General features: G+C 63.1%; 21 protein-coding genes. 10 read left to right on the forward strand and 11 right to left on the reverse strand.

What is annotated here, in order from left to right; genetic code table 11:
- Positions 1-22: 22 nt before the first annotated feature.
- Positions 23-745 (reverse strand): phytanoyl-CoA dioxygenase family protein, encoded by a 723-nt coding sequence (locus tag FZZ93_RS11920; RefSeq protein ID WP_149322554.1) that lies wholly within the window; start codon positions 743-745, stop codon positions 23-25.
- A gap of 518 nt (positions 746-1263) precedes the next feature.
- Here FZZ93_RS11920 and FZZ93_RS11925 point away from each other — a divergent pair.
- Positions 1264-2031: an ADP-ribosylglycohydrolase family protein gene (locus tag FZZ93_RS11925; protein WP_149322555.1), complete on the forward strand. Its 768-nt coding sequence runs from the start codon at positions 1264-1266 to the stop codon at positions 2029-2031.
- An 86-nt stretch (positions 2032-2117) separates the two neighbouring features.
- Here FZZ93_RS11925 and FZZ93_RS11930 read toward each other — a convergent pair whose 3' ends face one another.
- Complete coding sequence (locus tag FZZ93_RS11930) at positions 2118-3518, reverse strand: sugar porter family MFS transporter (RefSeq protein ID WP_149322556.1); 1401 nt, start codon at positions 3516-3518, stop codon at positions 2118-2120.
- 426 nt (positions 3519-3944) lie between these two features.
- Between FZZ93_RS11930 and FZZ93_RS11935 the strand changes: the two genes are divergently transcribed.
- The 3 genes from FZZ93_RS11935 to FZZ93_RS11945 all read left to right on the forward strand — a co-directional run bounded on the left by FZZ93_RS11935 (position 3945) and on the right by FZZ93_RS11945 (position 8239).
- Positions 3945-5093, forward strand: coding sequence for an iron-containing alcohol dehydrogenase (locus tag FZZ93_RS11935; protein ID WP_149322557.1), 1149 nt, complete (start codon positions 3945-3947; stop codon positions 5091-5093).
- A 43-nt stretch (positions 5094-5136) separates the two neighbouring features.
- Positions 5137-6585 (forward strand): hypothetical protein, encoded by a 1449-nt coding sequence (locus FZZ93_RS11940; protein ID WP_149322558.1) that lies wholly within the window; start codon positions 5137-5139, stop codon positions 6583-6585.
- 76 nt (positions 6586-6661) lie between these two features.
- Positions 6662-8239, forward strand: coding sequence for a sigma-54 interaction domain-containing protein (locus FZZ93_RS11945; RefSeq protein ID WP_246146200.1), 1578 nt, complete (start codon positions 6662-6664; stop codon positions 8237-8239).
- A gap of 37 nt (positions 8240-8276) precedes the next feature.
- On the opposite strand, the gene FZZ93_RS11950 is transcribed toward FZZ93_RS11945, so the two are convergent.
- Complete coding sequence (locus FZZ93_RS11950; RefSeq protein WP_149322559.1) at positions 8277-9197, reverse strand: LysR substrate-binding domain-containing protein; 921 nt, start codon at positions 9195-9197, stop codon at positions 8277-8279.
- A 93-nt stretch (positions 9198-9290) separates the two neighbouring features.
- On the opposite strand from FZZ93_RS11950, the gene FZZ93_RS11955 reads away from it, so the two are divergent.
- A complete protein-coding gene (locus FZZ93_RS11955; RefSeq protein ID WP_149322560.1) occupies positions 9291-10250 on the forward strand; it encodes a DMT family transporter in 960 nt (319 codons plus the stop codon).
- A gap of 128 nt (positions 10251-10378) precedes the next feature.
- Complete coding sequence (locus tag FZZ93_RS11960; RefSeq protein WP_013331058.1) at positions 10379-11128, forward strand: FadR/GntR family transcriptional regulator; 750 nt, start codon at positions 10379-10381, stop codon at positions 11126-11128.
- A gap of 6 nt (positions 11129-11134) precedes the next feature.
- Here FZZ93_RS11960 and FZZ93_RS11965 read toward each other — a convergent pair whose 3' ends face one another.
- From FZZ93_RS11965 to FZZ93_RS11980, 4 genes are all read right to left on the reverse strand, one after another.
- Positions 11135-12376 (reverse strand): M20 family metallo-hydrolase, encoded by a 1242-nt coding sequence (locus tag FZZ93_RS11965; protein WP_149322561.1) that lies wholly within the window; start codon positions 12374-12376, stop codon positions 11135-11137.
- A gap of 104 nt (positions 12377-12480) precedes the next feature.
- Positions 12481-13185 (reverse strand): DUF1028 domain-containing protein, encoded by a 705-nt coding sequence (locus FZZ93_RS11970; RefSeq protein WP_149322562.1) that lies wholly within the window; start codon positions 13183-13185, stop codon positions 12481-12483.
- A 2-nt stretch (positions 13186-13187) separates the two neighbouring features.
- On the reverse strand, positions 13188-14576 hold the full coding sequence (locus FZZ93_RS11975) for a YfcC family protein (protein WP_149322563.1): 1389 nt from the start codon (positions 14574-14576) through the stop codon (positions 13188-13190).
- Between the two features lie 78 nt (positions 14577-14654).
- A complete protein-coding gene (locus tag FZZ93_RS11980) occupies positions 14655-16076 on the reverse strand; it encodes a sigma-54 interaction domain-containing protein (RefSeq protein WP_149322564.1) in 1422 nt (473 codons plus the stop codon).
- 172 nt (positions 16077-16248) lie between these two features.
- On the opposite strand from FZZ93_RS11980, the gene speB reads away from it, so the two are divergent.
- From speB to FZZ93_RS12000, 4 genes are all read left to right on the forward strand, one after another.
- Positions 16249-17199: an agmatinase gene (gene speB, locus FZZ93_RS11985; RefSeq protein ID WP_149322565.1), complete on the forward strand. Its 951-nt coding sequence runs from the start codon at positions 16249-16251 to the stop codon at positions 17197-17199.
- A gap of 66 nt (positions 17200-17265) precedes the next feature.
- A complete protein-coding gene (locus tag FZZ93_RS11990; protein ID WP_149322566.1) occupies positions 17266-18645 on the forward strand; it encodes a YjiH family protein in 1380 nt (459 codons plus the stop codon).
- A gap of 11 nt (positions 18646-18656) precedes the next feature.
- Positions 18657-20288 (forward strand): 5-guanidino-2-oxopentanoate decarboxylase, encoded by a 1632-nt coding sequence (locus FZZ93_RS11995; protein WP_246146201.1) that lies wholly within the window; start codon positions 18657-18659, stop codon positions 20286-20288.
- Positions 20289-20329: 41 nt separating this feature from the next.
- On the forward strand, positions 20330-21778 hold the full coding sequence (locus FZZ93_RS12000) for an aldehyde dehydrogenase family protein (RefSeq protein ID WP_149322567.1): 1449 nt from the start codon (positions 20330-20332) through the stop codon (positions 21776-21778).
- A gap of 19 nt (positions 21779-21797) precedes the next feature.
- On the opposite strand, the gene FZZ93_RS12005 is transcribed toward FZZ93_RS12000, so the two are convergent.
- The 4 genes from FZZ93_RS12005 to FZZ93_RS12020 form a co-directional block, all read right to left on the reverse strand.
- Positions 21798-22073 carry an amphi-Trp domain-containing protein gene (locus FZZ93_RS12005; RefSeq protein ID WP_149322568.1) on the reverse strand — a complete coding sequence of 92 codons (276 nt, stop codon included), beginning with the start codon at positions 22071-22073 and terminating at the stop codon, positions 21798-21800.
- Complete coding sequence (locus tag FZZ93_RS12010) at positions 22070-23455, reverse strand: metallophosphoesterase (RefSeq protein ID WP_149322569.1); 1386 nt, start codon at positions 23453-23455, stop codon at positions 22070-22072. Before FZZ93_RS12010 ends, FZZ93_RS12005 begins: the two co-directional genes overlap by 4 nt.
- Positions 23456-23574: 119 nt before the next feature.
- Complete coding sequence (locus tag FZZ93_RS12015; protein ID WP_246146202.1) at positions 23575-24285, reverse strand: histidine phosphatase family protein; 711 nt, start codon at positions 24283-24285, stop codon at positions 23575-23577.
- Positions 24282-25259 carry a histidine phosphatase family protein gene (locus FZZ93_RS12020; protein WP_149322570.1) on the reverse strand — a complete coding sequence of 326 codons (978 nt, stop codon included), beginning with the start codon at positions 25257-25259 and terminating at the stop codon, positions 24282-24284. Before FZZ93_RS12020 ends, FZZ93_RS12015 begins: the two co-directional genes overlap by 4 nt.
- Positions 25260-25261: the final 2 nt, after the last annotated feature.

The following is a 25261-nucleotide window of genomic DNA, read 5'->3' on the forward strand; positions in this document are numbered from 1 at the left end:
TCATGACTAATAAGCCATGCTTTCACTTAACCAGAAACCCTGAGAACTGTGAATTTCGAATCAGCTCTCCGTTCTCTATATCAGTAAACCTATCTGCATAGTTCGCCTGATCAGCCCGCCCCCAATTCAGGCCAAGCCCTAACCCTCCCCCACTTTCCGTTTCTCCAGCCAGCATATCTTTATCGAGCCTAGACTCCGAACCCAGCAATCGAATAGTAACAGCAGACCTCGTTTTCAACTCCCCTTTCAGCAACACATCGGACCTATGCCATGTCGTCTTTCTGAACAACAGCGCATCCCCCGAATCAAAATCATCCTGATGCTTATACTTTTCAAACAACTCCGTCAAAAAACCCGGCGTCTTATACACCTCCTTCAGCTTGCATGAAAGCTCATAAACCGACCTTCCTTCTGAAACTTCTTTAGAAAGCAAGCTTGACAACTGAAAGTTAGCGTAACCAGAGAAGACACTTTCCGGCATGTAGGCCATGCCACCACCTTGACTGTCCCTCCTCACTGGATCCAACGCAATCCATAAGCTATAACCAGGATCTCGAGGACGGATATACCTAAAGCTAATTGAATCATAGTGCCACTCAAACCCTTGCTTATCAGAAGAAAGCTCAAAACACTGGGCATCTGTAGCAATTACTGACGAACCAATCATCGAAACCAATATGTTTCTAAAATTCTCTGAACGGTAGAGGCTTTGAAAAAGCTCTGTATCACCAAGCCCATAGGCCATTCGGTTAAAGGTTCCACCATAGTCACCCCCCTTGACGAAACAGCAAGCCGAGAGGCCTCATCACGCACCCTGCCAACGCCCTCTTCGGTAAGAAAGGATTTTATTTTAACAAACCCATATTCTCGGAACCTTTCAACATCTTCATTACTCACACTACTCTTAGACACCAACCTATCTACTGATAACTGTGACACATCCCCCATACCATCCTCCCACCATCAAACTGTTGACCATCTCCGCAAAACATCTCTCTATTTACAGAATCACCAATATGCCAGAAATTTTCTTGACAGAAAGCGACCTAACCTCTCCATAGAGCGACAAACATTATTAACAAATGTAGACACCCAGACTCTGCACAACACTCAAAGGCCATAAAAACATTAGATACTTGAAAGTATACGTGAGCCACCAAGCTATGCGCTTGACGAACCATCGCTTGGTCAGGCTTTTCTTGGCCTCAGAATCCTCCAGACTCTATCCTTCCAAGTAGATGAGTGCGTTTTTGGGAGGCCATGATGCTAGGCGCCATCGCGGGAGATATCATCGGCTCGGTGCACGAAGGAGCAGGCACCAAGCACCGCGAATTTCCGCTCTTCACGCCCCAGAGCACCTTTACCGACGATAGCGTGCTCTGTGTGGCGGTGGCAGAAGTACTGCTCTCGGGCGGCAACTTCATCGACGCCTACCCCGATTACTTTCACCGCTATCCAGATGCGGGCTTCGGCGGCGGTTTTGCGCGCTGGGCCGCAAGCCGGAGTCGCCACCCCTACTACAGCTGGGGCAATGGCTCGGCCATGCGAGTGCCGCCGGTGGGCTTTGCGGCGACATCACTGGAGGAAGCACTGAGCCTGGCCAAGCGAAGCGCCGAGGTGACGCATGACCACCCCGAAGGCATCCGTGGCGCCCAGGCAGTGGCGGCAGCGATCTTCCTGGCCCGCCAGACCGACGACAAGGCAAGCCTACGACACGAGCTAGAAACGCGCTTCGGCTACGACCTCTCCCCCCGCCTGGACGAGATTCGCCCCGGCTACGGCTTCGACGTTTCCTGCCAAGGCTCGGTCCCTCCGTCGATCATCGCCTTCCTGGAAGCCGATGGCGTCGAATCGGCCATCCGCAACGCCATCTCATTGGGCGGCGACGCCGATACCCAGGCCTGCATGGCCGGTGCCATGGCCGAGGCCTTTCATGGCGGCCTACCCGAGTCGCTGCGCCACGAGACCCTGGCCCGGCTGCCCAATGACCTGCGCCAAGTCGTGGAAGCCTTCGAGGCGCGCTATCGCTGACCGCCTGCAGCCACCGCTCATCGAGCCGCAGCTCCCCCTATCAGCCATCAACAGAGGAGCAGGCAGTCAGGACACGAGCTCTTCCATCATGCTCCCTTGCCGGAGGAGGCCACTGATTGTGCGCGAGCACTGGAAAGATGCACACGGCGCAGTTTGACGTTGTCACCGACCAAGTGCTTCTGCAGATCCTCAAGCGAGACATTGCGCGTTTCCGGCATCAGGAATAGCACGAATATCAACTGCAACAGCATCATGACAGCGAAGAAGGCGAACACCGGGCCACCGCTGAAGGTACCCAGCACCCAGGGCATGACCAGGGTGATCAAGGCCGCGAAGATCCAGTGAACCGAGCTGCCGAAGGATTGGCCGCGAGCGCGCACGTGGTTGGGGAAAACCTCGGCAATGAACACCCAGATCACCGCCCCCTGGCTGATGGCATGAGCGGCAATGAACAGGCCCAGCAGCAGCGGCACCTCGATCCCCCCGAGGGCATCGCTGAAGAAGGCCCTCGATATCAGCACCAGTGATATCAGATAACCGGCAGAGCCGATGAAAAGCAGGGTGCGCCGCCCGAAACGATCGATCAGGGACATGCCGATCATGGTGAAGACCAGGTTGACCAGACCAATGCCGGCCGTCGACAGCAGCGCCGCCTGACTCCCCAGTTCAGCGGCCTCGAGCACCCGCGGCGCATAATAGATGATGAAGTTGATGCCGGAGAGCTGATTGAAGAAGGCGATCAGAAAGGCCAGCAGGATCGGCAAGCGATAACGGCGCGAGAAGAACCTTGCATGCGCGGTGCGCTCCTCGTCCTCGGCAGCGCGGATCGTAGCAATCTCCGCGTCAGTATCCGCCTCGGGGTTGATCAAACGCAGCACGCGAGATGCCTCCGCGACATCGTTGCGCTTGAGAATCAACCAGCGCGGGCTACGCGGCACTCGCGTAATCATCAGCGTGTAGAGCAGAGCGGGCACCGCCTCGATGCCCAGCATCCAGCGCCAGGCCCCTTCGGTGATCAGGCTGCCGATGATGTAGTTCGAGATAAACGCCATCAAGATGCCGAAGACGATATTGAACTGATACATGGCGACCAACAGCCCGCGATGCTTCGGTGGAGCGATCTCGGAGATGTAGGTGGGAGCGGCCACCGAGGAGATGCCCACGCCGATGCCACCGATCAGGCGGAAGATGGCGAACAGTACCGGGTCCGAGACCACTGCGGACCCCACGGCGGATACCAGATAGAACACACCAATGATGAGCAGGGTGGCGCGCCGACCGAAGGTATCGGTGGGCCAGTTGCCGAAGATGGCGCCCAGCACGGTCCCCCACAGGGCCATGGACATGATCAGCAGGCCATGCTGCAGGTCACTTAATCCCCACAGGGCCTGGATAGGCTTGTCGGCGCCCGAGATCACCGCCGTGTCGAAGCCGAACAGGAAGCCGGCCAGAGCTACGGTGATCGACCATTGCACGATACGCGTCATTGTCGTTGTCCTCTTCTTCTCAAGGGCATTGGCGATTCAAGTGAATCGATTCATCTAATAACCGAGGAGTCCAACAGTCATTGAACCAAGCCAATAGATGAATCGTGTCAGCAAAGAGACATTACAGCAGCCCCGGCCGTGAAGTGCGCTCGAACTTTGGTATGAGAGGCATGCATGAACATGAACGCTGCCTGTCGCCAAGCAACTGGATACGGTCTTGATGATATTTGGCATCAACAACCAGAAAAGCGATGACAAATTTCATCAACAGTACTGCCATCAACCACCAAGAAGCGACATTAACGCTAAGTTTCAACAAGTTATAAAACACACCGAAGTGGCACATCTCTTGCTACATCGCTCCAGGGACTGGCGCCTATCAATGCGCCGGAAACTGGCCTTCGATCCCAACAAGAGATAGAGCCCATGCACGTCAGTAGCTTCAAGACCGCCCATCGCCTGATTACCGGCCAACAGGCCTTGCACGAACTTCCCTCTCAGGCCAGCAAGCTTGGCATGCAAAAGCCACTGCTCGTCACCGACCGTGGCGTACGCGAGTCGGGCGCCCTGGATCTCGTGACGCCCCGAATGAAGGATCTGGATTACGCCATCTACGATCGCGTGCCGCCTGAACCGGAAATCGAGATCGTCGAGGAATGCACCCAGGTCTTTCGACATGGAGGACATGACGGCTTGATCGCCGTCGGTGGCGGAAGCGCCATGGATATCGCAAAAAGCGTTTCCGTTTATGCCCGGCACAACAATACCCTGGAAACCTTGTTCGGCGAGGACAAGGTCGAATCATCGCGAGTGCCTCTGATCGCCCTTCCTACAACCGCCGGCACGGGGTCCGAAGTCACCAACATCGCCATCCTCGCCGACAACCAGCAAGGCACGAAGCGAGGCATCGTCAGCGACGACTTGCTGCCCGACGTTGCCCTGGTGGCCCCGGAAATGACGTTGAGTTGCCCACGTTCGGTGACCGCCGCCAGTGGTGTAGATGCCCTCGTTCACGCCATCGAGGCTTACCTTTCGAACTTCGCCAGCCCCCTCACCGATGCACTGGCGCTCAAGGCTATGACGCTGATCGTCAGGGCCCTTCCCAAGGCATTCGCCAACCCGAACAACCTTGCCGCACGCGAGGACATGGCCACCGGCAGCCTGATGGCAGGGCTGGCCTTCGGCAACGCCGGCGTCGGTGCCGTACATGCCCTGGCCTACCCTCTGGGTGGCCGTTACCACCTGGCCCACGGCGTGAGTAACGCCTTGTTATTGCCGCATGTCATGGCCTGGAACAAGCTGGCCTGCGTCGAACGCTTCCAGGATATCGCTCACGCCTTCGGCGAACCGTGCCAAGGCTTGTCTGCCACCCAGATCGCCGACAACGTCATCGACCGATTGCATCGATTGTGCCGTGACGTCGAGATTCCCACGCAACTGCGGACATTCGATATCCCCGAATCCGCCCTTCCCGAACTGGCCGAAGCCGCCAGCAAGGTCGAGCGCCTTCTGCGTAACAATCCTCGCGTCCTGAGTCGTGACGATATCGAGCAGATCTACCGCGCTGCCTATTAGGCATTTCCTGCCTTGATAACAACACCAATAGTGGAGATACGCCATGAATCAATGGAAACAGCGTGCCGAAGGTGCGGAAACGCCTTATATCGCCATGGGGCCTTTCAAGCTCCGCCTTCCCTTCCTGCATTATCGCTTCGAGTTGCCCGACTATCTTCAGGGGCTATTGATGTGTGCGGTGGACCTGGCCGCCATCCCCCTGATGACGGAACTGCTGGGCATGCCCTTCGAAGCGGCGCTTGCCATCGTGATGCTGAACGGGGTGCTATATCTCCTGCACCACCTGTTTGGCGATCCCGTCGTCCCCGGCTGGATCACGCCAGCCATCCCTTTGCTGATGGCTTATGTGTCGGCGTTTCCCGAAGGTGAAGCCCGGGTCCATGCATTGATCGCCTTCCAGATGATGCTGGGGATCCTGGCCCTTTTCCTCGGGCGAACAGGACTGGCAGCCAGGGTAGTGAGTCTCATCCCCTCCGCCATCAAGGCCGGTGTGATCATGGGCGCCGGTCTGGCCGCCATCGTGGTGGTCTTCGACGAAGGGGGGCGTTTCTCGCAATACCCCTTCACCATCAGCATCGCCGTAGGTCTGGCCTTCTACCTGATCTTCTCTCGCCACTTCGCCAAACTGAAAGCAAGTGGCGGAGCCTGGGCCTCGCTCGGCAAGCTCGGCATTTTCCCCATCATCGTCCTGGCCATCATCATCGCGCCACTCTTCGGTGAAGCGCCCTGGCCCAACGTGGAGTGGGGGTTCAGCCAACCCGACTTCGCGCTGATGTTCAGCGAATACACCGTCTTCGGTGTCGGACTCCCGCCGCTGTCGATGTACGTCACTGCCATTCCCACGGTCCTTGCTGCCTATATCGTACTGTTCGGCGATGTACTGCAAAGCAAGGCCCTGCTCGACGAAGCCGACGACATGCGTCGCGATGAGAAAGTCGATTACAACCCCGACCGCGCTCACATGATCTTCGGTGGACGCAATCTCGGCATGAGCGTGTTTGGCCCTGATGTGGTGATGTGTGGCCCGCTGTGGGCTGCCATGCAGGTAGTGGTTACCGAACGCTACAAGGAGGGCAAGGCCGCCATGGACTCGATCTTCGGCGGTTCGGGATCGTTCCGCTGGGGCACCAATACCGGCCTGCTGCTGCTCCCCATCGTCAGCCTGGTACAGCCGATTCTCGGCATTGCGCTGGCACTTACCCTGCTGATCCAGGGCTATGTCAGCGTGCGCATCGGCATCATGGAAGCGCGCAGCCAACGCGACCTGGGGATCGCCGGCGTGATTGCCGCGGTGCTGGTCATCAAGGGAGCCACCTGGGCCTTTGCGGTTGGCGTATTACTGTGCCTGCTGATCTACGGTCGCCGTTTCTTCTCGGGAGAAAACGATGGCACCTTCGCCAAGGATCTGACCAGAGACACCACGCCCCAACGTCCCGCCTCCGACTCAACCAAGAGTCTACATGAGTCCGATGCCTCACTTGACGTACATTGAGGCAACGCCCGTCGGTCCTCCCGACGGGCGCCTTTACCGGAGGCAGGACATGCGGCACATCAGGGAAACTCAGAGCATGGCGGACGTCCGGCCACTCTTCGAGCAACAGGATGTCGGCGCTGTCGAGGTATTCGACAACGTCGGCCAGGCCATTGGCGTGCTGACCCAGAGCGATGTCGACACCGCCGTTCGGGAGGCCAGGCTCGAGAACCAGGTTGGCGAATGCCTTCGCTATCGCGTTACCGGCGATTCCCCCTCGCTCGACATCGCCGATGTCTCGAGCCACGGCTTCGATCACGAACCATTGCGCTCGGTGCTGAATGCCCTGCACGACGGGGTCTACATCACTGACGCCCGGGGTATCACGGTCACCGTCAACACGGCCTATGAGCGCCTCACCGGAATTCGGCGCGATGACGTGGTGGGCCGGCACATGGCCGACCTGGTCAAGGCCGGCTACATCTCGAAATCCGTGTCGCTGGAAGTGATTCGGGAACGTCGCCCCATCACCCTGGTGCAGAGCATCCGCGACCACGACAAGATCCTCGTCAGTGGCATGCCCTTGCTCGATAACGAGGGGGCACTACGCTATGTGATCACCAGCGTCCGCGACGTCACCGAACTACTGCGCGCCAAGCATGCCCAGGAACAGCTCGCACAGATCCGCCGCATGCGCGAGGCCTATGATGTGGATGTCAGGCTCGACGACCAGCCACCGTGGTTGATCGTCAGCCCCCAATCCCGAGAGTGCTATGCACTGGCCAGGCGTATCGCCCCCACGCAGGTCAAGGTATTGATCCAGGGAGAAACAGGCACGGGCAAGACACTACTGGCCCGCTATATCCATCAGCATAGCGAACGTGCCGAGGGACCGTTTCTCGAGCTTAACTGCACCGCCATGCCAGAGGGGCTGCTCGAAGCCGAGCTCTTTGGCTATAGCCCAGGCGCTTTCACCGGGGCCGCGCCTCGTGGCAAGCAGGGCCTGCTGGATGTTGCCCACGGCGGTACCCTGCTGCTCGACGAAATCGGTGACCTCCCCCTGACCTTGCAAGCCAAGTTGCTCAAGGTTGTCGAGGAAAACCGCTTCCTGCCGGTCGGCGGCACCGAATTTCGCCATGCCAACATCCGACTGATCTGCGCAACCCACCGCGACCTGCAACAACAGGTCCATCTGGGCCAGTTCCGCGAGGATCTCTATTATCGTCTCAGCGTCGTGCCCCTGACACTGCCTCCCTTGCGCGAACGCCGAGAAGAAATCATTCCCCTGCTCAATCATTACCTGGAGCACTTCAACCAGCGCCACCATCAAGATCGATGCTGGCACCCCGAGAGCCTCGAACTTCTCGCCGGCCATGGCTGGCCCGGCAATATCAGAGAGTTGATCAATCTCACGGAACGCCTGGTGGTCGGCACCACCGAGCCGGAAATCACGCCACATTGGTTGCCTCATGCTCCCGCTTCGCTCGAGAGACTCGATCCACCGGCCACCTGCGGCGGCTCCCTGCGAGAACAGGTCATGGAACTGGAACGCCAGTTGATCGAGACGGCGCTGGCCACTCACGGCACGACCCGCGCGGCTGCCGCAGCCCTCGGTATCGATCAGTCGACGCTGGTCAAGAAGGCCCGGCGCTGGCGCTGCTCACGCTCTGCCTGAGTCCGGTTCCCGACCAAGCTACACCTCGGGCCGGGCATCACGTCGGCGCCATGTCGTCCCTCAGTCGCTCATCCAGCCAGGCCAGCAGTGCTCGGGGTGCGGCTCGTCGCGACGCGCCCCGGCGGGTGTAGATCGCGATGGCATCCCGCTGCGGCAGACTTTCCACGACCGGACGAACCAGCTCGTCCCTATCGATGAGGTGCTGCGTGGTACGTCGCCAGCCCAGGGCAATTCCCTGCCCGGCGATTGCCGCCTGCAACAGCAACGGATAGCTGTCGAAGTCCACGCCCTCCCCGAGCACGAGATCGCCACGCCCCACGGCCCGCAACCAGTCCGGCCATTCCAGCCATTCCGCCGGCTCGACTCGATAATGCAGCAATCGGTGGTCGGGCAAGTCGTCGAGGCTCAACGGCTCCGCCTGCCCTTCCAGATAAGCGGGACTGCAGACAGGAAAGATTTCGTCCGCGGCCGTCAATGCCAACGGATGGGTACCGTTGGGGCGCCCACTGGTCTGCAGGGCCACGTCGAAGGGTTCACCGAATTCCGTGATGGGACGAGTCGAAGTCGCCAGCTTGATATCGAATTCGGGATGACGCCGGTTGAAATCATCCAGGCGCGGCATGAGCCAATAAAAGGCCTCGCACAGCTGACAGAACAACACCACCTGCATATCGCGCCCCTCTCCTCTCAGCGCCTGCGCGTCGGAAGCGATGCTTTCCAGGGCCTGCGATACCGTCCGACCGAACTCTCGCCCCTCGCGGGTCAGGAAGACACGGCGGTGGCGGCGCTCGAAGAGCGTCACGCCCAGATCCTCTTCCAGCAGTCGAATCTGCCGACTTATCGCCGCCTGAGTCAGGTGCAGCTCGGCAGCAGCACGCGTGAAGCTCTCGAGTCTCGCAGCGGCCTCGAAAGGTCGTAGCGTCGCGAGCGGCGGCAGAGGCCGGGTAGACGAATCCATAACTATCCCTTATGCATCAGGACCCAGAAATCGTTTGAGGAGCAGACCGTAGAACCGCCACTCTCTTGACGAACATCAGCACGAGAGCCCGCAATGAAGCCAAATGTTTCGCATGAAGACAACACAGCTCGGGGCGTGACCCTGATCGTGGGCGCGGTGTTCCTTCTCGCCCTGGCCGACGCTCTGGTCAAGTATCTAAGCGCAAGCATCACCCTGTGGCAACTCTATGTCCTCGCCTCATCGGTCTCGTTGCCCACCCTGGCCTGGCTGATCATCGCCCAGCGAAAAACACGCCCCCTATCCCTCATATCATGGCGCTGGGTCGGCATCAGGAGCCTGCTGCTGTTGCTGATGTGGATGGCTTACTATATGGCCCTGCCCTTGATACCACTGTCCGTGGCAGCCGTCGCCATTTACACGACACCGCTGTTCATCGCCATCCTGGCCTCCATGGGTGCCCGAGAGCCCCTCTCCATCAGAATATGGGGCGACATCCTGTGCGGCTTCGTCGGCGTCGTGGTGGTGCTCCGTCCCACCGGCGACGCCTTCACGCCCGCGACACTACTACCGGTCATGGCGGCAGTGCTGTATGCCCTGGCGATGGTGGCGACAAGACGCTACTGCCAGAAGGAACATCCGCTGACGCTGGCACTGGGTTTGAACCTGGCCTTCCTGGTGGCCGGTGGCGGTGCCAGCATCCTACTCGCCTTCACCGACACCTCATCCCTCGCCAAGCAGTCGCCCTTCCTGTTTGCCCCTTGGCAGCCCATCGGGATCGATGAACTCATCATCATCACCGCCTATGCCCTGCTGATGGTGACCGTCAACGCCAGTGTGGCCAAAGCCTACCAGATCGCCCCGTCCGCACTGGTCGGTACCTTCGATTACGCCTACCTGCTGTTTGCCGGCCTGTGGGGCTACCTGCTGTTCCATGAGGTCCCCGACGGAATGACCTGGCTGGGCATGGGCCTGATCCTGGCGTCAGGTTTGCTGGTGTTGAGACACACAGCCCTGGTGAAGCCGGGCATCTCGCTGGACGACACCCACCACTAGCCCGGAGGCCTGACCACCGCTTTGTCATCGGCTACTCCGAATCCCGACAGGTATATCGGCTCGCTGCCCCGCCCCGCTTGGCTCTGTTACCCTTTGGCTTCCCGATATTCATCAGACGGCGTGATTCCATGGCTGGCAGTTCCACCAAGCGGCGCCCCTATCAAGTGGCGGAAACCATCAAGCGTTGGATCGTCGAGAAGCAGCTCAAGCCTGGCGACCGGCTACCCGGCGAGGCGGAGCTGATGGAGCGTCTGGGAGTGTCGAAGGGCACCGTGCGGGAGAGCACCCGGGTGCTGGAGGCACAGGGGCTGGTGGAAACGCGTACCGGCCCGGGCGGCGGCGCCTTCGTGCACGCCATGAGCGAGGCCAGGGCGATCTCGCTGCTGAGCCACTACCTGTTCTTTCAGGACATCTCGATCCGCGATATCTACCAGATCCGCCTGGCGCTGGAACCGGAACTGGCAGCATCGCTGGCGGGTCGAGTCAGCCCTGAGGACATGTCGAGGCTGCGTGCCAGCCTGGAAAGCTACGCCGACACTGCCCGCGACGAGGAGGAAGAGCGCCAGCAGCACCTTGACTCGCTGAACTTCCACCTGATGCTCGCCGAGCTGTCGGGCGGCAACCCTCTGTTGTGCTTCATTATTCGCTTCACCACCCAGGTGCTCTCGGACCTGACCATCTATCGGCGGCTCTACGAACCCGCCACGCACGATCTCGGCCGGACCGGCTGCCGCTTCCACGCCGAACTGCTCGATGCCATCGAGGCCGGCGACGCCGAACAGGCCAGGCGGATCATGCACGAGCACATGCTGTCCGCCCAGGCGGTGATGAACACCCAGGAAGCCCAGGTTCGCCGGGACTTCCTTTCCGAGGCGTGAGCTGGGTCAGTCGCGTTTGGCGAGCCCACGCAGGAAGGCCATCAGCACTCGCGTGGCCGCATCGGCGTCTGCGGCGGTGATGGCCTCGTCGGGGTGATGGCTCAAACCGTCGCGGCAGCGCACGAACAGCATGCCGATATCGGTCAGATCGCGCATCGCCAGGCCGTCATGGCCAGCACCGCTGAACAGCCGCTCGGCAGGCTGGCCGCATTCCTCGCTGGCCGCTTCCAGCGCCTCGATCATCCAGTCGGCGCAGTCCACCGCCTCGGCGCTATAGGTCTGCTCGATGTCGAGCGACAGCCCGCGTGTCTCGGCAATCTCGGCGAAGGCGTCGAGCAGTTGCGCGCGACCGGCCCGACGCACCTCAGCACTGGGCGAACGCAGCTCCAAGGTAAAGGTGGTCTCAGCGGGAATCACGTTCACGGCGTTGGGCCGCACATCCAGCTTGCCGACCACACCCACCAGATTGTCGGTGGCGTTGAGCACCCGATCGACCGCCGCCACCATCTCGGCAGCACCGACCAGGGCATCACACCGCCCCGGCATCGGCGTGGTGCCGGCATGTCCCGCCTTGCCGGTAAGCGTGACCCGATGCCGTTCGATACCGGTCAGCGCCGTCACCACGCCCACGGCATGATCACGCTGCTCCAGCACCGGCCCCTGTTCGATGTGGACCTCGCAGAAACCCAATACTCGCTCGGGATCACGGGCCAGGGCCGGGATTGCCTCGGGGTCGCCTCCAAAGTCGCGTAATGCCTCGCCCAGCGTCATTCCGTCGGCATCTGTGGCGTCCAGGCTCTCCGCTTGAAAAGTGCCGGCCAGGGCGCGACTGCCGATCAGGGTCGACTGGAAACGCGTGCCCTCTTCATCGCCGAAGGCCACCACCAGGATGCCATAGGGCAGTTCAACACCCTGCTCACGCAGCGTTTTCAGCGCCATCAGCGGCAGGGCCACGCCCAGCATGCCATCGTACTTGCCGCCCTCGACGACGGTATCCTGATGGGAGCCGAGGATCAGCGTGCGTTCACCGGCCGCTGCCCGCGGGCAACTGCCCACCAGATTGCCTGAGGCGTCCAGGTGTGGCTCGAGCCCGGCTTCACGCATCCATCCTGCGATAAGTTCGAGCACGGCGCGGTGCTCCGCGCTGCAGAACAGGCGCGTCACGCCCGGACCGGGCAGGGAATGGCGCGCGGCCTCATCCAGCCACGCCAGCAGGTCACGCCCCAGCGAGGCGTCTCGATCGTGCATCGACATACTCTCTCCAATTCATACCGACTACAGTGCATGCCGGCCCCAGTTCATGCGGAATACTTCCGGTACAGGATCGTGCCGATTCACGTCCGATGGGCGAATCAGCGGTGCGGCAGGGAACGCAGAAACGCCTGGAAATCTTCGGACGCGACTCGACGCGCCAGGGCACGAAGTTCGATCACGGGATCCGCCTCGACCCAGTCCACGCGCAGATCGATCGGGGCCATGGTGAAGGACTCGATGCGCAGGGCGACGGAACGACAGCCGCGGTGATCGCCGCCGGCCACCAGCCCCGCCTCGAGGGCATCGATCAACGCCGCCAGCAACTCGACGTCATGCGTCTCGCGAAAGCGGGGCGCCTTCCCTTGCTTCAGCACTGCATCGGGATCTTCACAGGTAGCTGCCAGGAAGGCCGTCACCATGGCCTCGGGCACGGCAGCGTCGGCCAGCATGTTGCCGGCCGCGGCCACGCCGGGACACCGGGCGGAGGCCACCACGGGTTGATTGTCGATACCGGTGTGCAGCGCCGACCGACCGTCGGCGTCCATCACCAGGCACTGGCGGCGCGAGGCACCGGCGTCTCCGGCGACCACGTCGTTCAAGGCGTCCTGGGCCGACAGGCCCTGCTCCAGGGCACGCCTCACCCCTTCGGGATACCAGGGATTGGTGGTCAATCCCTGGGTGGCACAGGCTCCGAGCCCTCGCCAGCAGTGATTGACGTAGCCCCCCACCGCCACACTGCCGGTGGCGGCGAGGCTTGCCACGGTGCCGGTCTCGGGATGCACATGCAGCAGCGAAAGGGTCATGCTCAGTAGCCGGTCAGGTGGCCGACGACAAGCCCGCCCCAGCACAGCAGGTAGACCAGCGCCATGAAGGGCATGATGGCCTTGAGCCACTGGGCATAGGAGACCCGCCCCAGCGCCAGCATCGCCAGGGTCCCACCGGAGGTCGGCACGATCAGGTTGGTCAGGCCGTCGCCGACCTGGAAGGCGGTAATCATCAACTGGCGGCTCATGCCCACCAGGTCGGCCACGGGCACCAGGATCGGCATGGTCACCAGCGCCTGTCCCGAGCCGGAAGGGACGAAGAGGTTGATCACGCCCTGCACCACGCTCGCCATGATCGCCGAGAACATGATGGGGATGCCCTCGATCAGGCCGCTCAGGGCATTGACGATGGTGTCGATGATCTGCGCCTGCTCGAGGATCACCTGGATCGATGCCGCCACGCCGATCACCAGCGCCCCGGCCGTCACGCCGGAGGCACCTTCCATCATCTGCTTGACGATACCGTTGGCCGACAGGCCGTTGATGGCACCGATGACGATGGCCAGCAGCAGGAAGATGCCGGCGATCTCGTTGATGTACCAGCCGGCGGTGAAAACGCCGAACAGCATCGCCACCAGACCGCCGACGAACACCAACAGGGTTAGCCAGTCGCGCCGCTCCATCCGATACTCGTCGAGATGCTTGCTCAGCGCCTCGGCATGGGGAGATTCCTCGAAGTCCATCCGCGTGACCCGCTTGCAGATGTACAGCGACAACAAGGCCAGGGACGTGATCACCATCAGGGTGCGCAGCCAGGCCCCGGAGAAGGTCGGCAGTTCGGCAATGCCCTGGGCCACGCCCACGGTATAGGGGTTGATCGGCGACAAGGCGAAACCCACGCCGATACCGCCCACCGCCATCGCCGTGCCCACCAGGCTCGAACAGCCCACGGCACTGGCAATAAGCACCGCGATGGGCACCAGGGCGATATTGTTCTCGAAGCCGACGGCGACACCGAAGAATCCATAGATGAAGGTGCCCACGGTGATGATCAGGTTGCGTCTCGCCACCCCCACTCGTCGCACCGCCACGCCGATGGCATTCTCCAGCGCCCCGCTCTTCTGCAGGATGTGAAACAGCCCGCCGGCAATGAAAACGATGAACAGATACTGGGAAGCGGAAATCAGCCCCTTGGGAATCGCCACGAAGACATCGAAGGGATGAATCGCCGTCACGTCACCGAGGTAATGAAAGGAGCCGGGCACCACGGCGGTACGGCCATCGCGCACCACGCGCTCGAACTCGCCGGCGGGAATGAAGAAGGTCAACACATAGGTGGCGACCAGGATCAGGAAGATCAGCACCATGGGGTCCGGAACGGTCCGGTACCACGGCCTGCGCTCGCGCAACGTCTGCTCTTGTAGGCTCATGTCGTTGTCCTTGTTGGGTCAGGGATCGAGCATCGCCGTCAATTTATCATGATAAATTAACGGGTCAAGAATCCCCTATCAACGCGAGCGCTCGATACGCAGCCCATGTCGCCGCAACTTCCTCACCACGCTGGGCTGGCTGATGCCGAGGCGCTCGGCGATGGCATAGGTCGAGCTCGCTTCGCGACACAGTCCGGCCAGAATGTCGCACTCGGTGCGGGCCAGCGCGCTCTGGAGCGTCTCACCTCCGGCCAGGCCAGGGCGCCCGGGCGAGGCCTCACCTTCCATCATCGACGTTACGGCCCGCTCGGAGCCGTCCGGTTGCCCGGTTTCCTGCCGGGGCCGAATCACATCCTCGCCCGCCGAGAGCCAGGCACGCTCCAGCCAGTTCTCGAGTTCGCGCACGTTACCGGGCCACTCCCAGCCCATCAGCGTCTGCCAGGCATCGCGGGCGATGATCTTGTCGCGGCCATAACGCGTGTTGAGACGCTGCAGGTGGCGCTCGACCAACCCGGGAATATCCTCGCGGCGCTCCCGCAGCGGTGGCAGGGTCACGGGAATGACATTGAGCCGATAATAGAGGTCCAGGCGGAAGTGGCCGGTCTCGACGCTGCGCGCCAGATCCTGGTTGGTGGCCACCACCAAGCGGAAATCGACACGCCTCGCCCGGGTATCGCCGAGCCGTGTGATGCAGCCATCCTGAATCACCTTGAGCAGCTTGGCCTGCATCGGCAGCGGCAGCTCGCCGACCTCGTCCAGAAACAGCGTGCCGCCCTCGGCCTGCTCCATCAATCCCGCCTTGCCGCCCGGCGCGGCGCCACTGAAGGCCCCCTGCCGATAGCCGAACATCTCGGATTCGAACAGGCTCTCGGGAATCGCCCCGCAATTGACGTCGACGAAGGGGCCCTTGTGCCGAGGGCTCCAGCGGTGCAGCTGTCGAGCGAAGGCAGTCTTGCCGACCCCCGACTCGCCGAGCATCAACACCGTGGCATCCGTCGGTGCCACCCGCTTGAGCAGCAGCGCGACCTCGCGCATCAACCCGCTGCGAGCCTCCAGGTCCGCCAGTTCGATCTCGCTGCCGGCCTCTTCGCCGCCACCCCGTCTCAGATGCTCGTTGAAGCGCCGCTGCAGCAGAGCGTACTCCTCCTGCAGTAACTGCAGGTCGGTGAGATCCATCGAGCGACTGACCACGGCGACCAGCTTGCCGGCATCGAACACCGGATGCGCCTGAGCGATGACGTGCCGGCCAGTGCTGGTCACCTGGGCCACCTGGGCGGGCTCGCCAGTACGCATCACTTCCAGGCTGACCGAGGGTCGCAGCACCCCCTCGGCTTCCAGCGCCTGAACCGTGGTACGACACAAAGCTTCGCGGGACATGCCATATACCGCCGCCGCTGCCGGACTGACATCGCGTATTCGCCCATCAGCCTCGACCACGAAGAAGTGGTCGTGGGCGGTTTCGATGATGGTGCGCAGGGTCAGGGAGTCGAGATCGCTCATGGCATCGATTCATTCATGGATCATTGATCCACAAGTGTATCACTCGATCGATGCCAATGATTCATCCATGAATCACTGGCGTCGCTAACTGACTGAAAAGTCGAAATATCATGACCTGGCACGCTTCCTGCTAGAAACAGAAGGACAATCACCACGACTCGGGAAGCCAACCATGAGCGACTTCAACCAGCCCCTCGGCGGTAACGAGATGCCGCGCTTCGGCGGCCCCTCCACCATGATGCGCCTGCCCACCCAGAACGACGCCACCGGCCTCGATGCCGCCTTCCTCGGCATTCCCATGGACATCGGCACCTCGAACCGTCCGGGCACTCGCCTGGGGCCACGCCAGATCCGCGATGAATCGCGCATGCTGCGCCCCTACAACATGGCCACCCGCGCCGCGCCCTTCGACAGCTTGCAGGTGGCCGACATCGGCGACGTGCCGATCAACACCTTCAACCTGCCCAAGAACCTCGACATCATCACGCACCACTATGACGCCGTGCTTGCCCAGAACTGCGTGCCCCTGACTCTGGGCGGCGACCACACCCTGACCTGGCCCGTGCTGCGCGCTATCGCCAAGAAGCACGGCCCGGTCGGGCTGATTCATATCGATGCCCACGCCGACATCAACGACCAGATGTTCGGCGAAGAGGTCGCCCATGGCTGCCCCTTCCGCCGTGCCCAGGAAGAAGGCCTGCTGGACAGCCAGCGCGTCGTCCAGATCGGCCTGCGCGGCACCGGCTATGCGGCCGACGATTTCGACTGGTGCCGCGAACAGGGCTTCCGCGTCGTCACCGCCGAGGAGTGCTGGTACAAATCGCTGGCCCCCCTGATGGCCGAGGTGCGCGAGCAGATGGGCGATGGCCCGGTCTACATCTCCTTCGACATCGACGGCCTGGACCCCTCAGTGGCACCGGGCACCGGCACCGTAGAGATGGGCGGCCTGACCGCCCAACAGGGGCTCGAGATCGTGCGTGGCGCCCAGGGGCTCAACGTGGTCGGCGGTGATCTCGTCGAGGTCGCCCCGCCCTACGACACCAGCGGCAACACCGCCCTGATGGGCGCCACCCTGCTCTATGAGATGCTGTGCGTGCTGCCCGGCGTCCAATACCGCGACTGACACCCGAACACCTGGCCCGGCCCATCGGTCGGGCATCCCCATTACAACGCCAAACAGGGTTTCACCATGTCCTCCCTCGACTCCACAACATCTACCGCGACCGGCGGCCCCTTGGGAAAATCCGGGCTGCTCAAGTTCATCGTGCCGTCCTTGATCGGCATCGGCATGTTCCTGGTGCCCTTCTCGACAGGCGACACCATCAACATCGGCATGGGGCTGCTCGCCGATGGCCTCAAGGCGCTGCTCGGCGACGCCCTGCCGGCCATTGCCGTGGTCGTGCTGTGCCTCTCGGCACTGCTGACCCTGCTCATCAAGTTCACCAACCCCGCCTGGGCCCGCGACAATGCCCTGGGCGAGCTGTTCGGCATCGCGCCACTGTGGCTGGTGATGCGCCTGCTGGGCGCCGCCTTCGCGCTGATGACCTTCTTCCAGGTCGGGCCGGACGTGATCACCGCCTCCTTCACCGGCGGGGTGATGCTCAATGACCTGGCGCCGGTGCTGTTGACCTTCTTCTTCTTCGCCGCCCTCCTGCTGCCTTTCCTGGTCGATTTCGGCTTCATGGAGTTCATCGGCAGTCTGGTGCGCACACCCTTCCGGCTGATCTTCGGCCTGCCAGGACGCAGCGCCATCGACGCCACCGCCTCCTGGATGGGCTCGGGCACCGTGGGCGTGCTGATCACCACCCAGCAATACGAACAGGGCTACTACAACCGTCGTGAAGCCTCGGCCATTGCCACCAACTTCTCGATCGTCTCCATCGCCTTCGCCCTGCTGGTGACCAGCTTCATCGGCATCAACCACCTCTTCATTCCCTTCTACCTGACGGTCGTGGTGGCGGGGCTCATCGCCGCGGTGATCGTGCCGCGCCTGCCGCCGCTGTCGCGCAAGCCGAATACTTACTACGAACCGGCAGGCTGCCGTATTGCCGAGGAACGTACCGGCTCCACCGGTCTGCTGCGCTACAGCCTGGGCATGGCCGTGGCGCGGGCCGAGCAGGCACCGGGGGCGCGCCAACTGCTGCGCCGGGCCCTGTTCAACGTCGCCGACATCTTCTTCGGCCTGCTGCCGCTGGTAATTGCCATCGGCACGGTCGCCCTGGTGTTGGCCGAGTTCACGCCGCTGTTCACCTGGCTGTCGTATCCCATGGTGCCGGTCCTCGAGTGGATGAACGTGCCCGAGGCCGCGGCCGCCGCGCCAGCCACCCTGGTGGGCTTTGCCGACATGTTCCTGCCGGCGGTGCTGGCCAGCGACATCGAGAGCGAACTGACGCGCTTCGTCATCGCCTGCCTGTCGCTGACCCAGTTGATCTACATGTCCGAGATCGGCGCCCTGCTGCTGAAGTCCAAGATTCCGCTCAAGCTCTGGGAGCTGGTCGTCATCTTCCTGCTGCGCACCGCCATCACCCTGCCGATCATCGTGATCATGGGCCACTGGCTGGTCGGCTGAGGAGTATCGCCATGCATGACACCGACCGACACGACATGACCTGCGCCGAACTGTTGATCCACCTGCTGCGCGATACTTACCAGGCGGATACCGTCTTCGGCATCCCCGGCGTACATACCGTGGAGCTCTACCGCGGCCTGCACGACAGCGGCCTGCGCCACATCACGCCCCGCCACGAGCAGGGCGCCGGTTTCATGGCCGACGGCTATGCCCGGGCCACCAGCAAGCCCGGTGTCTGCTTCATCATCACCGGGCCGGGCATGACCAACATCGCCACCGCCATGGGACAGGCACTGGCCGACTCCGTGCCCATGCTGGTGATCTCCAGCGTCAATCGCCGCGACACCCTGGGGCGTGGCCAGGGGCGACTCCACGAGTTGCCCAGCCAGCAACAACTGCTGGCCGGCGTCTCGCGCTTCAGCCATACCCTGCTCGACCCCGATGGGCTGCCGGAAGCCCTGGCACGGGCCTTCGCGGTGTTCGAGAGCCGTCGCCCGGGGCCGGTGCACATCGAGATTCCCATCGACCTGTTCGATGCTCCGGTTGCGCCACCCACGCATTGGCAGCGTCCGCGCTTGACGCCTCCGGCGCCCGATGCCACCGCCATCGAGGAAGCCGCCACCTGGCTGCGCACGGCCGAGCGCCCCCTGGTGCTGCTGGGCGGCGGTTGCGTGGACGCCCCCGATGCGGCCCGCCGCCTGGTCGAGGGTCTCGATGCGCCCGCCGTCACCACCATCAACGCCAAGGGGCTGCTGGGCCGCGATCATCCCCTGGACCTCGGCGCCAATGCCTCGCTGCTGGCGGTGCGCCGCCTGGCCTACGAGGCCGACGTGATACTCGCCGTCGGCACCGAACTCGGCGAAACCGACTACGACGTGGTGTTCGACGGGGGCTTCGCGCTGACCGGCCGGTTGATCCGCATCGACATCGATCCCGAGCAACTGGCCCGCAACCAGCACGCCGCCATGGCCATCTGCGCCGACGCCGGCCTGGCCCTGGGAGCCCTGACGCGTCACTTCCCCGAGCGCCTCGCCCGCCGGGGCGCCGAGCGAACCCACGCCGCGCTGGATGCCCTCGGCCTGACGAAGGATCCCGCCTTCGCCAATTATGTACCGCTGTTCGCGACATTGGCCGAGGTGCTGCCCGAGGCCATCCTGGTCGGCGACTCCTGCGCCACCACCTATGCCGCCAATCACCTGGTCGCCCAGCCCACGCCCCGGCGCTTCTTCAACGCTTCCACCGGCTACGGCACCCTCGGCTACGGCCTGCCGGCGGCAATGGGCGCACAGCTCGCCCGTCCCGACCTGCCGGTCGTCGCGCTGGTCGGCGACGGCGGCATCATGTTCACCCTTCCCGAGCTGGCCTGCGCCGTCGAGGAGCGACTGCCGCTGGTGATCCTGCTCTGGCACAACCAGGGCTACGAGGAGATTCGCCGTTTCATGGACGATGCCGGCGTCGAGCGGCTGGGCGTGGATATTCGAGCCCCGGACTTCCAGACGCTGGCAGCAGGCTTCGGCTGCGCCGCCACCCGGGCCAACGACTGCGACGGCCTGATACGCGCACTGACGCACCGCCCCACCGACGGGCCAATGTTGATCGAGATCGACGCCGCCGCCTGGGCCGATGCCATCGTTCGACCATGAGCCGACACGGCCTCAGGAAAGCCCCAGACAAGGAGCCCGACATGCAACGACTGACCCGTCAGTTCATCGACAATCAGTGGGTCGAAAGCCACGGCCAGCGACGCCTGGCCGTCACCGATCCTTATCGCCAGCGCCAGATCGCCGAGGTCACCGCCGGTGATCCCGCCGACGTGGATGCCGCAGTAGCGGCCGCCCGGCGAGCCCAGCCGACCTGGCAGGCACTCGACGGCGATGGCCGCGCGCCCTATCTCGAAGCCTTTGCCACGCATCTTGAGCAACACCGCGAGTCGCTGATGCGACTCTCGTCCACCAACAACGGCAAGGCGCTGGCCGAGACTGCGATCGACCTGGACGACGCCATCGCCTGCTATCGCTACTATGCCGGCCAGGCCCGGGCCCTGGAGGCTCGTCAGGGGCGCCTGGTGGAACATGGCATGGACGGTGTCGCGGCACGCACCTACGAGGACCCGGCCGGCGTGGTCGGGCTGATCACGCCCTGGAATTTCCCGCTGGTGACCAGCGCCTGGAAGATCGCCCCGGCACTGGCCGCCGGCTGCACGGTGGTCTTCAAGCCCTCGGAAGTCACCCCGCTGCCGGAACAGGCCCTGGCCGACATCGCCGAGGCCATCGACCTGCCTGCCGGCGTGCTCAACCTGATCCACGGCGATGGCGAGGGTATCGGCGCTCCGCTCACCGCACATCCCGGTGTCGACAAGCTCTCGTTCACCGGCAGCAACCGCGTCGGTGAAAGCGTCATGCGAGCCGCTGCCGAGGGGATACGAGGCGTTTCCCTGGAGCTCGGCGGCAAGTCGCCGATCCTGGTGCTCGACGACGCCGAGGTGGAACAGGCCGCCGACTGGGTGATGGCCGGTATCTACTTCAACAGCGGCCAGATCTGCTCGGCCACCTCGCGCCTGCTCGTCCATCACTCGCTGGCTGACGCCCTCTACGATGCTCTGGGTCGGCGCATCGACGCCATTCGCCTGGGCGACCCCTTGGGCGACGACACCGACATGGGGCCCATGACCAGCGCGCGCCAGCGCCAGAGCGTCGAAGACTATCTGGCCATTGCCGCCGAAGAGGGGCTGGTCGCGGTACGCGACGCTCGACATCGCGCTCTACCGGAGCAGGGCGAGTTCATCGCACCAACGCTGTTTCGGGACGTGCCCACCAGCAGCCGACTGTGGCGCGAGGAAATCTTCGGCCCGGTGCTCTGCGCACGCAGCGTCGAAAGCGAAGCGGAAGCCATCGAACTCGCCAACGACTCCAACTTCGGCCTCGCTGCCACCGTGATCTCGGGTGATAGCGAACGTGCCCAGCGCGTTGGCCGAGCGTTGCGCGCCGGCAGCATCTGGTTCAACAGCGAGCAGTTGGTGATGCCGGAAGCCGGCTGGGGTGGTTTCAAGCACAGCGGTATCGGCCGCGAACTCGGTCCCTGGGGACTTGCCGCCTACCTGGAAGTGAAGCACCTGATCGGGCCGGCTAGCTAAAAGTCGCGTCGTCGCGCCCTTATTCGTCGTGGCTCACTTGTAGCGTCGATTTCTTGGACGCGCCATGACTGGCCTGCCAGGAAAGCCGAATATCCAGGCGGTGATAGTCATCTTCCTTGCGAACCGTCACCTTGAGATTGATCAGCCCCTTGGGAGTCAGCCGGATCTCGCCGTCGCCGTCCGAGAACGACAGCACTCCCTTGGCCAGTCCCTTGGTGATGGCCTTGAGGATCTCCTGGGCACCCTTGATGCTCTGTAGCGATTCGTGCCGGAAGAGGTTCTTCTCGGGCTTCATGGACATCCTGCCTTGTGCTTGGTGGCCGAGCGCCGGGAAGCTCCGCGGCCGTCGAGATAGGTTTCCGGCTCGAAAATCTTGGCATGCGGGTAGTCGTTGCTGATGCCGACCACCTTGCCTGTCGGTTGGATGATCGTCACGCCCACGCCATGCCCCTCGAGGCCCTCCTTGCGTCGGGAGTTGCGGTCCAGGGTGATATCGCCCTCGATATGCAGCATGCCGCGACGGATCATCAGCCGCTGGCCGGCGGTGAGATTGAGATGGCCGTGTACGACAGCGTGAATGCCCTCGCGATAAACGTGGTCGACACCGCGCTCGGTAAGGGGAAAGTCGACCTTGCGGTACTTGGTTCGCAGCGTGTTGGCCAGAGGCCCATAGTAGAACGCGAAGGGGTCATCGACCACCATCGTGGTGAAGCACCGGTTCAGCGCCGCGATCCCTTCGTTCTCGATCCGCCGGGCGATACTGTCATCCAGCCCCGCGTGCACGAAAAGAAAGGAACCTTCCCGATGCACGAGCTGCATCGACTCGAAGAACCAGGCGAACTCCCCCTCCGGCCGGAGAAAGAGCTCACGCAGCTTGCATGCCGTCGCATAGACCTGGCGCAACGTCAGCCCCGCCCGCTCGCAGGACGCCTCGAAGCTCGACACTTTCTTGCGTAACCTGGCGAGCTCCTTGTCGATGGCCTTGTCGGACATCTGCCCCCGCGCCATCGATGGAAAAGCGTCGAACCAGTCATCGCCGGGCATGAGGCGACGCCGACAGGCCTTCTTGCCGGGCACATCCGCCAGCGGGTCTTCCTGCCATGCCAGATACTCGGCGTAGACCTCTTTGATCAACGGGATAGCCTTGTTACCCATGCGCGCGAAGAGATGTTCGGTGCGCGGAGACGGCTCATGTTCAAGGGCCATCAGCCCCATCAACAGGCGCATATCATGATTGCCCGCCAGCAGCGTCACCTGGGCGCCGCTGTCCATCAGCCGACGCAGGCTGCGCAGCAGTGTCAGGTTACTTGGCCCCTTGTCCAGGCAGTCTCCGCCGATGACGAAAGCGCCTTTCCGCCCCCGTTTGGTCAGCTTGATGTCATCGAGCCCCGGGCCTGTCTTCTTCACCCCACCGGAGGCCACCAGGGAGCCAACGAAGGCCTCGGCATCGGCATGAGGGTCGGAGATAAAATAGATAGGGCGGTCAGGCCAGGTCCAGGGGCGATGGGCAACCGCTCGACGCAGCAGTCGGGAGACCACTTCCGGCGAGCTGCCTCCGCGCGCCTGGGCGTTGCGTCCGCCCGGCACCCAGGGCTCCACCGTCGTCGGCAGCCCCTGTATCACTCGCGATACTCCCTTGTAGCGAGGAATGTCGATGTGCACCTGACCACTCGCCATGCGCCGGCTCCTGGTGGGGGAAGAAATACGGCATAGCGTATGACACCAAGGTGACACCCCCGTGACAACACATGCCCTACCGGCCGCTCGGCCAAGCGCAGGCACTTTTCGGACAGTGCCTAGTCATGGTGGCCTTCGCCGCTCTGCCGACGCTTCCAGTGCCCCCCGATGTGTCGCCAGCGCCCGTCCGGGAAGCGCTCCAGGTAGACCGGGGCAGCGTGGTACATGCTCAACCGGGCGATGTCGTCGAAGGCCAGTACCCCAAGCCGGTAAGCAGCATGACGAAAGGCGGCCCCGTGGCCGACAAACAGCTTCGCCGTATCGCCTCGAACCTCGGCCGCCAGGGCGGCCATGCGAGACTCGAGATGATCGGCGACGCGCTCGCCGGCCTCCATCAGCGACTCCGCCCCCGGCAGAGGCAACCTAAAATGGCTGCTCGCCTTCCAGTTCGCGGGTAACGCGTCGCAGCGCGGGTCCGCCTCGACCGCCCGCACAATCTGCTCGAGAGTCAGGTTCGCCGCGCTCCCCAGCCCTCGCTCGGCCAGCGCCCCGAAGTCCTCGATGCGCAGCGGGAACCAGCAGTTGGCGAGCCCTTCGCGCAACCGCTCGGCGGTCTGCCAGGCCCGCAACAGCTCGGAGGTGTCGATCGTCTCGGCCAGCCGCCAACCTTCGGCTTCGAGCATCGCCCCTAACTCCCAAGCCGCCTTATCGGCTTGGGTCCGGCCTCGCTCGGTGAGCGGAAAAGGCTGGTGGGCACTGGGCGTATCGGGCAACTGATGGTAGTCACCATGCCGAACGAGTACCGCGATAGTGCGCGGTGCCGAGCTCACTCCGTGCTCCCGGTGGCAAGGCGCGCCGACAGCGCCCGAATCTCATGGGCGAGAGCGTCGCTCGCAACGAGCTCGGCAGCCTGTTCGGGCCCGACCCAACGACGGCTCCGCTGCGGCTCTTCGCGGGCGTGCTCGGGCTGCTCGCTGTCGACGCGCATGGCAAACAGCTCGACGTTGCAGGTCGCCCCCCACTTGGCCTGACGATAGCGAGCCGGCGCGACGGCAGAGATGGTCCCGCTGATGCCAGCCTCCTCAGCGGCCTCCTTGAGTGCTGAATCCTCGGGACTCAGCCCCGGCTCGACGATGCCCTTGGGCAGGCTCCAATGCCGATTGCCGCTCGATCCGATCAGCAGTATCTCCAGGACACCGTCATGCCAGCGATAGGGCAACACGGCGGACTGCGTGTAGTAGTAGGCCGGCCGCTCCCGGCGCTCGGAGCCATCCGGAAAGGGATAGGGAAAGCCCTCCGGCAACGTCCGGGCCCGGCGGATCTCGATCAGTCGCGCGGCGCCAGCGTCCAACATCGACCACTCACCGTCGAGGGCAAAATGCGCCAGCGCGGCGGTGGGCAGCAACTTGCCGTCATCGGGCACCGGGGGCGGTTCGGGTAACAACCAATCCAGAAACGCCTCGAGGCCGGGATTGTGGCCAACCACCATGAGGCGCGTCACCGCCTCGGGGCAACGCGACACCACAGCGGCCAACGCCTCGGAGCCGGCATCGAGGAGGCTCGGCTCGATCACCACGTCGGCCTGCGTCAGCCCCATGGCCTTGGCGCATTTCTCGGCAGTGGCCCGGGCACGTTCAGCGGGCGAAGCCAGGATGCGGTCAGGCACCCGGTCCTGCTCGGCGAGCCAGGCCCCCACGCGCTGCGCGGCCAGTTTGCCGCGCTTCTTCAGCGGTCGCTCGACATCGCTCACCGGCTTCGACCAATCGGACTTCCCGTGGCGCAGCACCAGCAGCTCTCGAGACATGG

Origin of the sequence: Halomonas eurihalina (assembly GCF_008274785.1) — a bacterium.
Taxonomy (GTDB): domain Bacteria; phylum Pseudomonadota; class Gammaproteobacteria; order Pseudomonadales; family Halomonadaceae; genus Halomonas; species Halomonas eurihalina.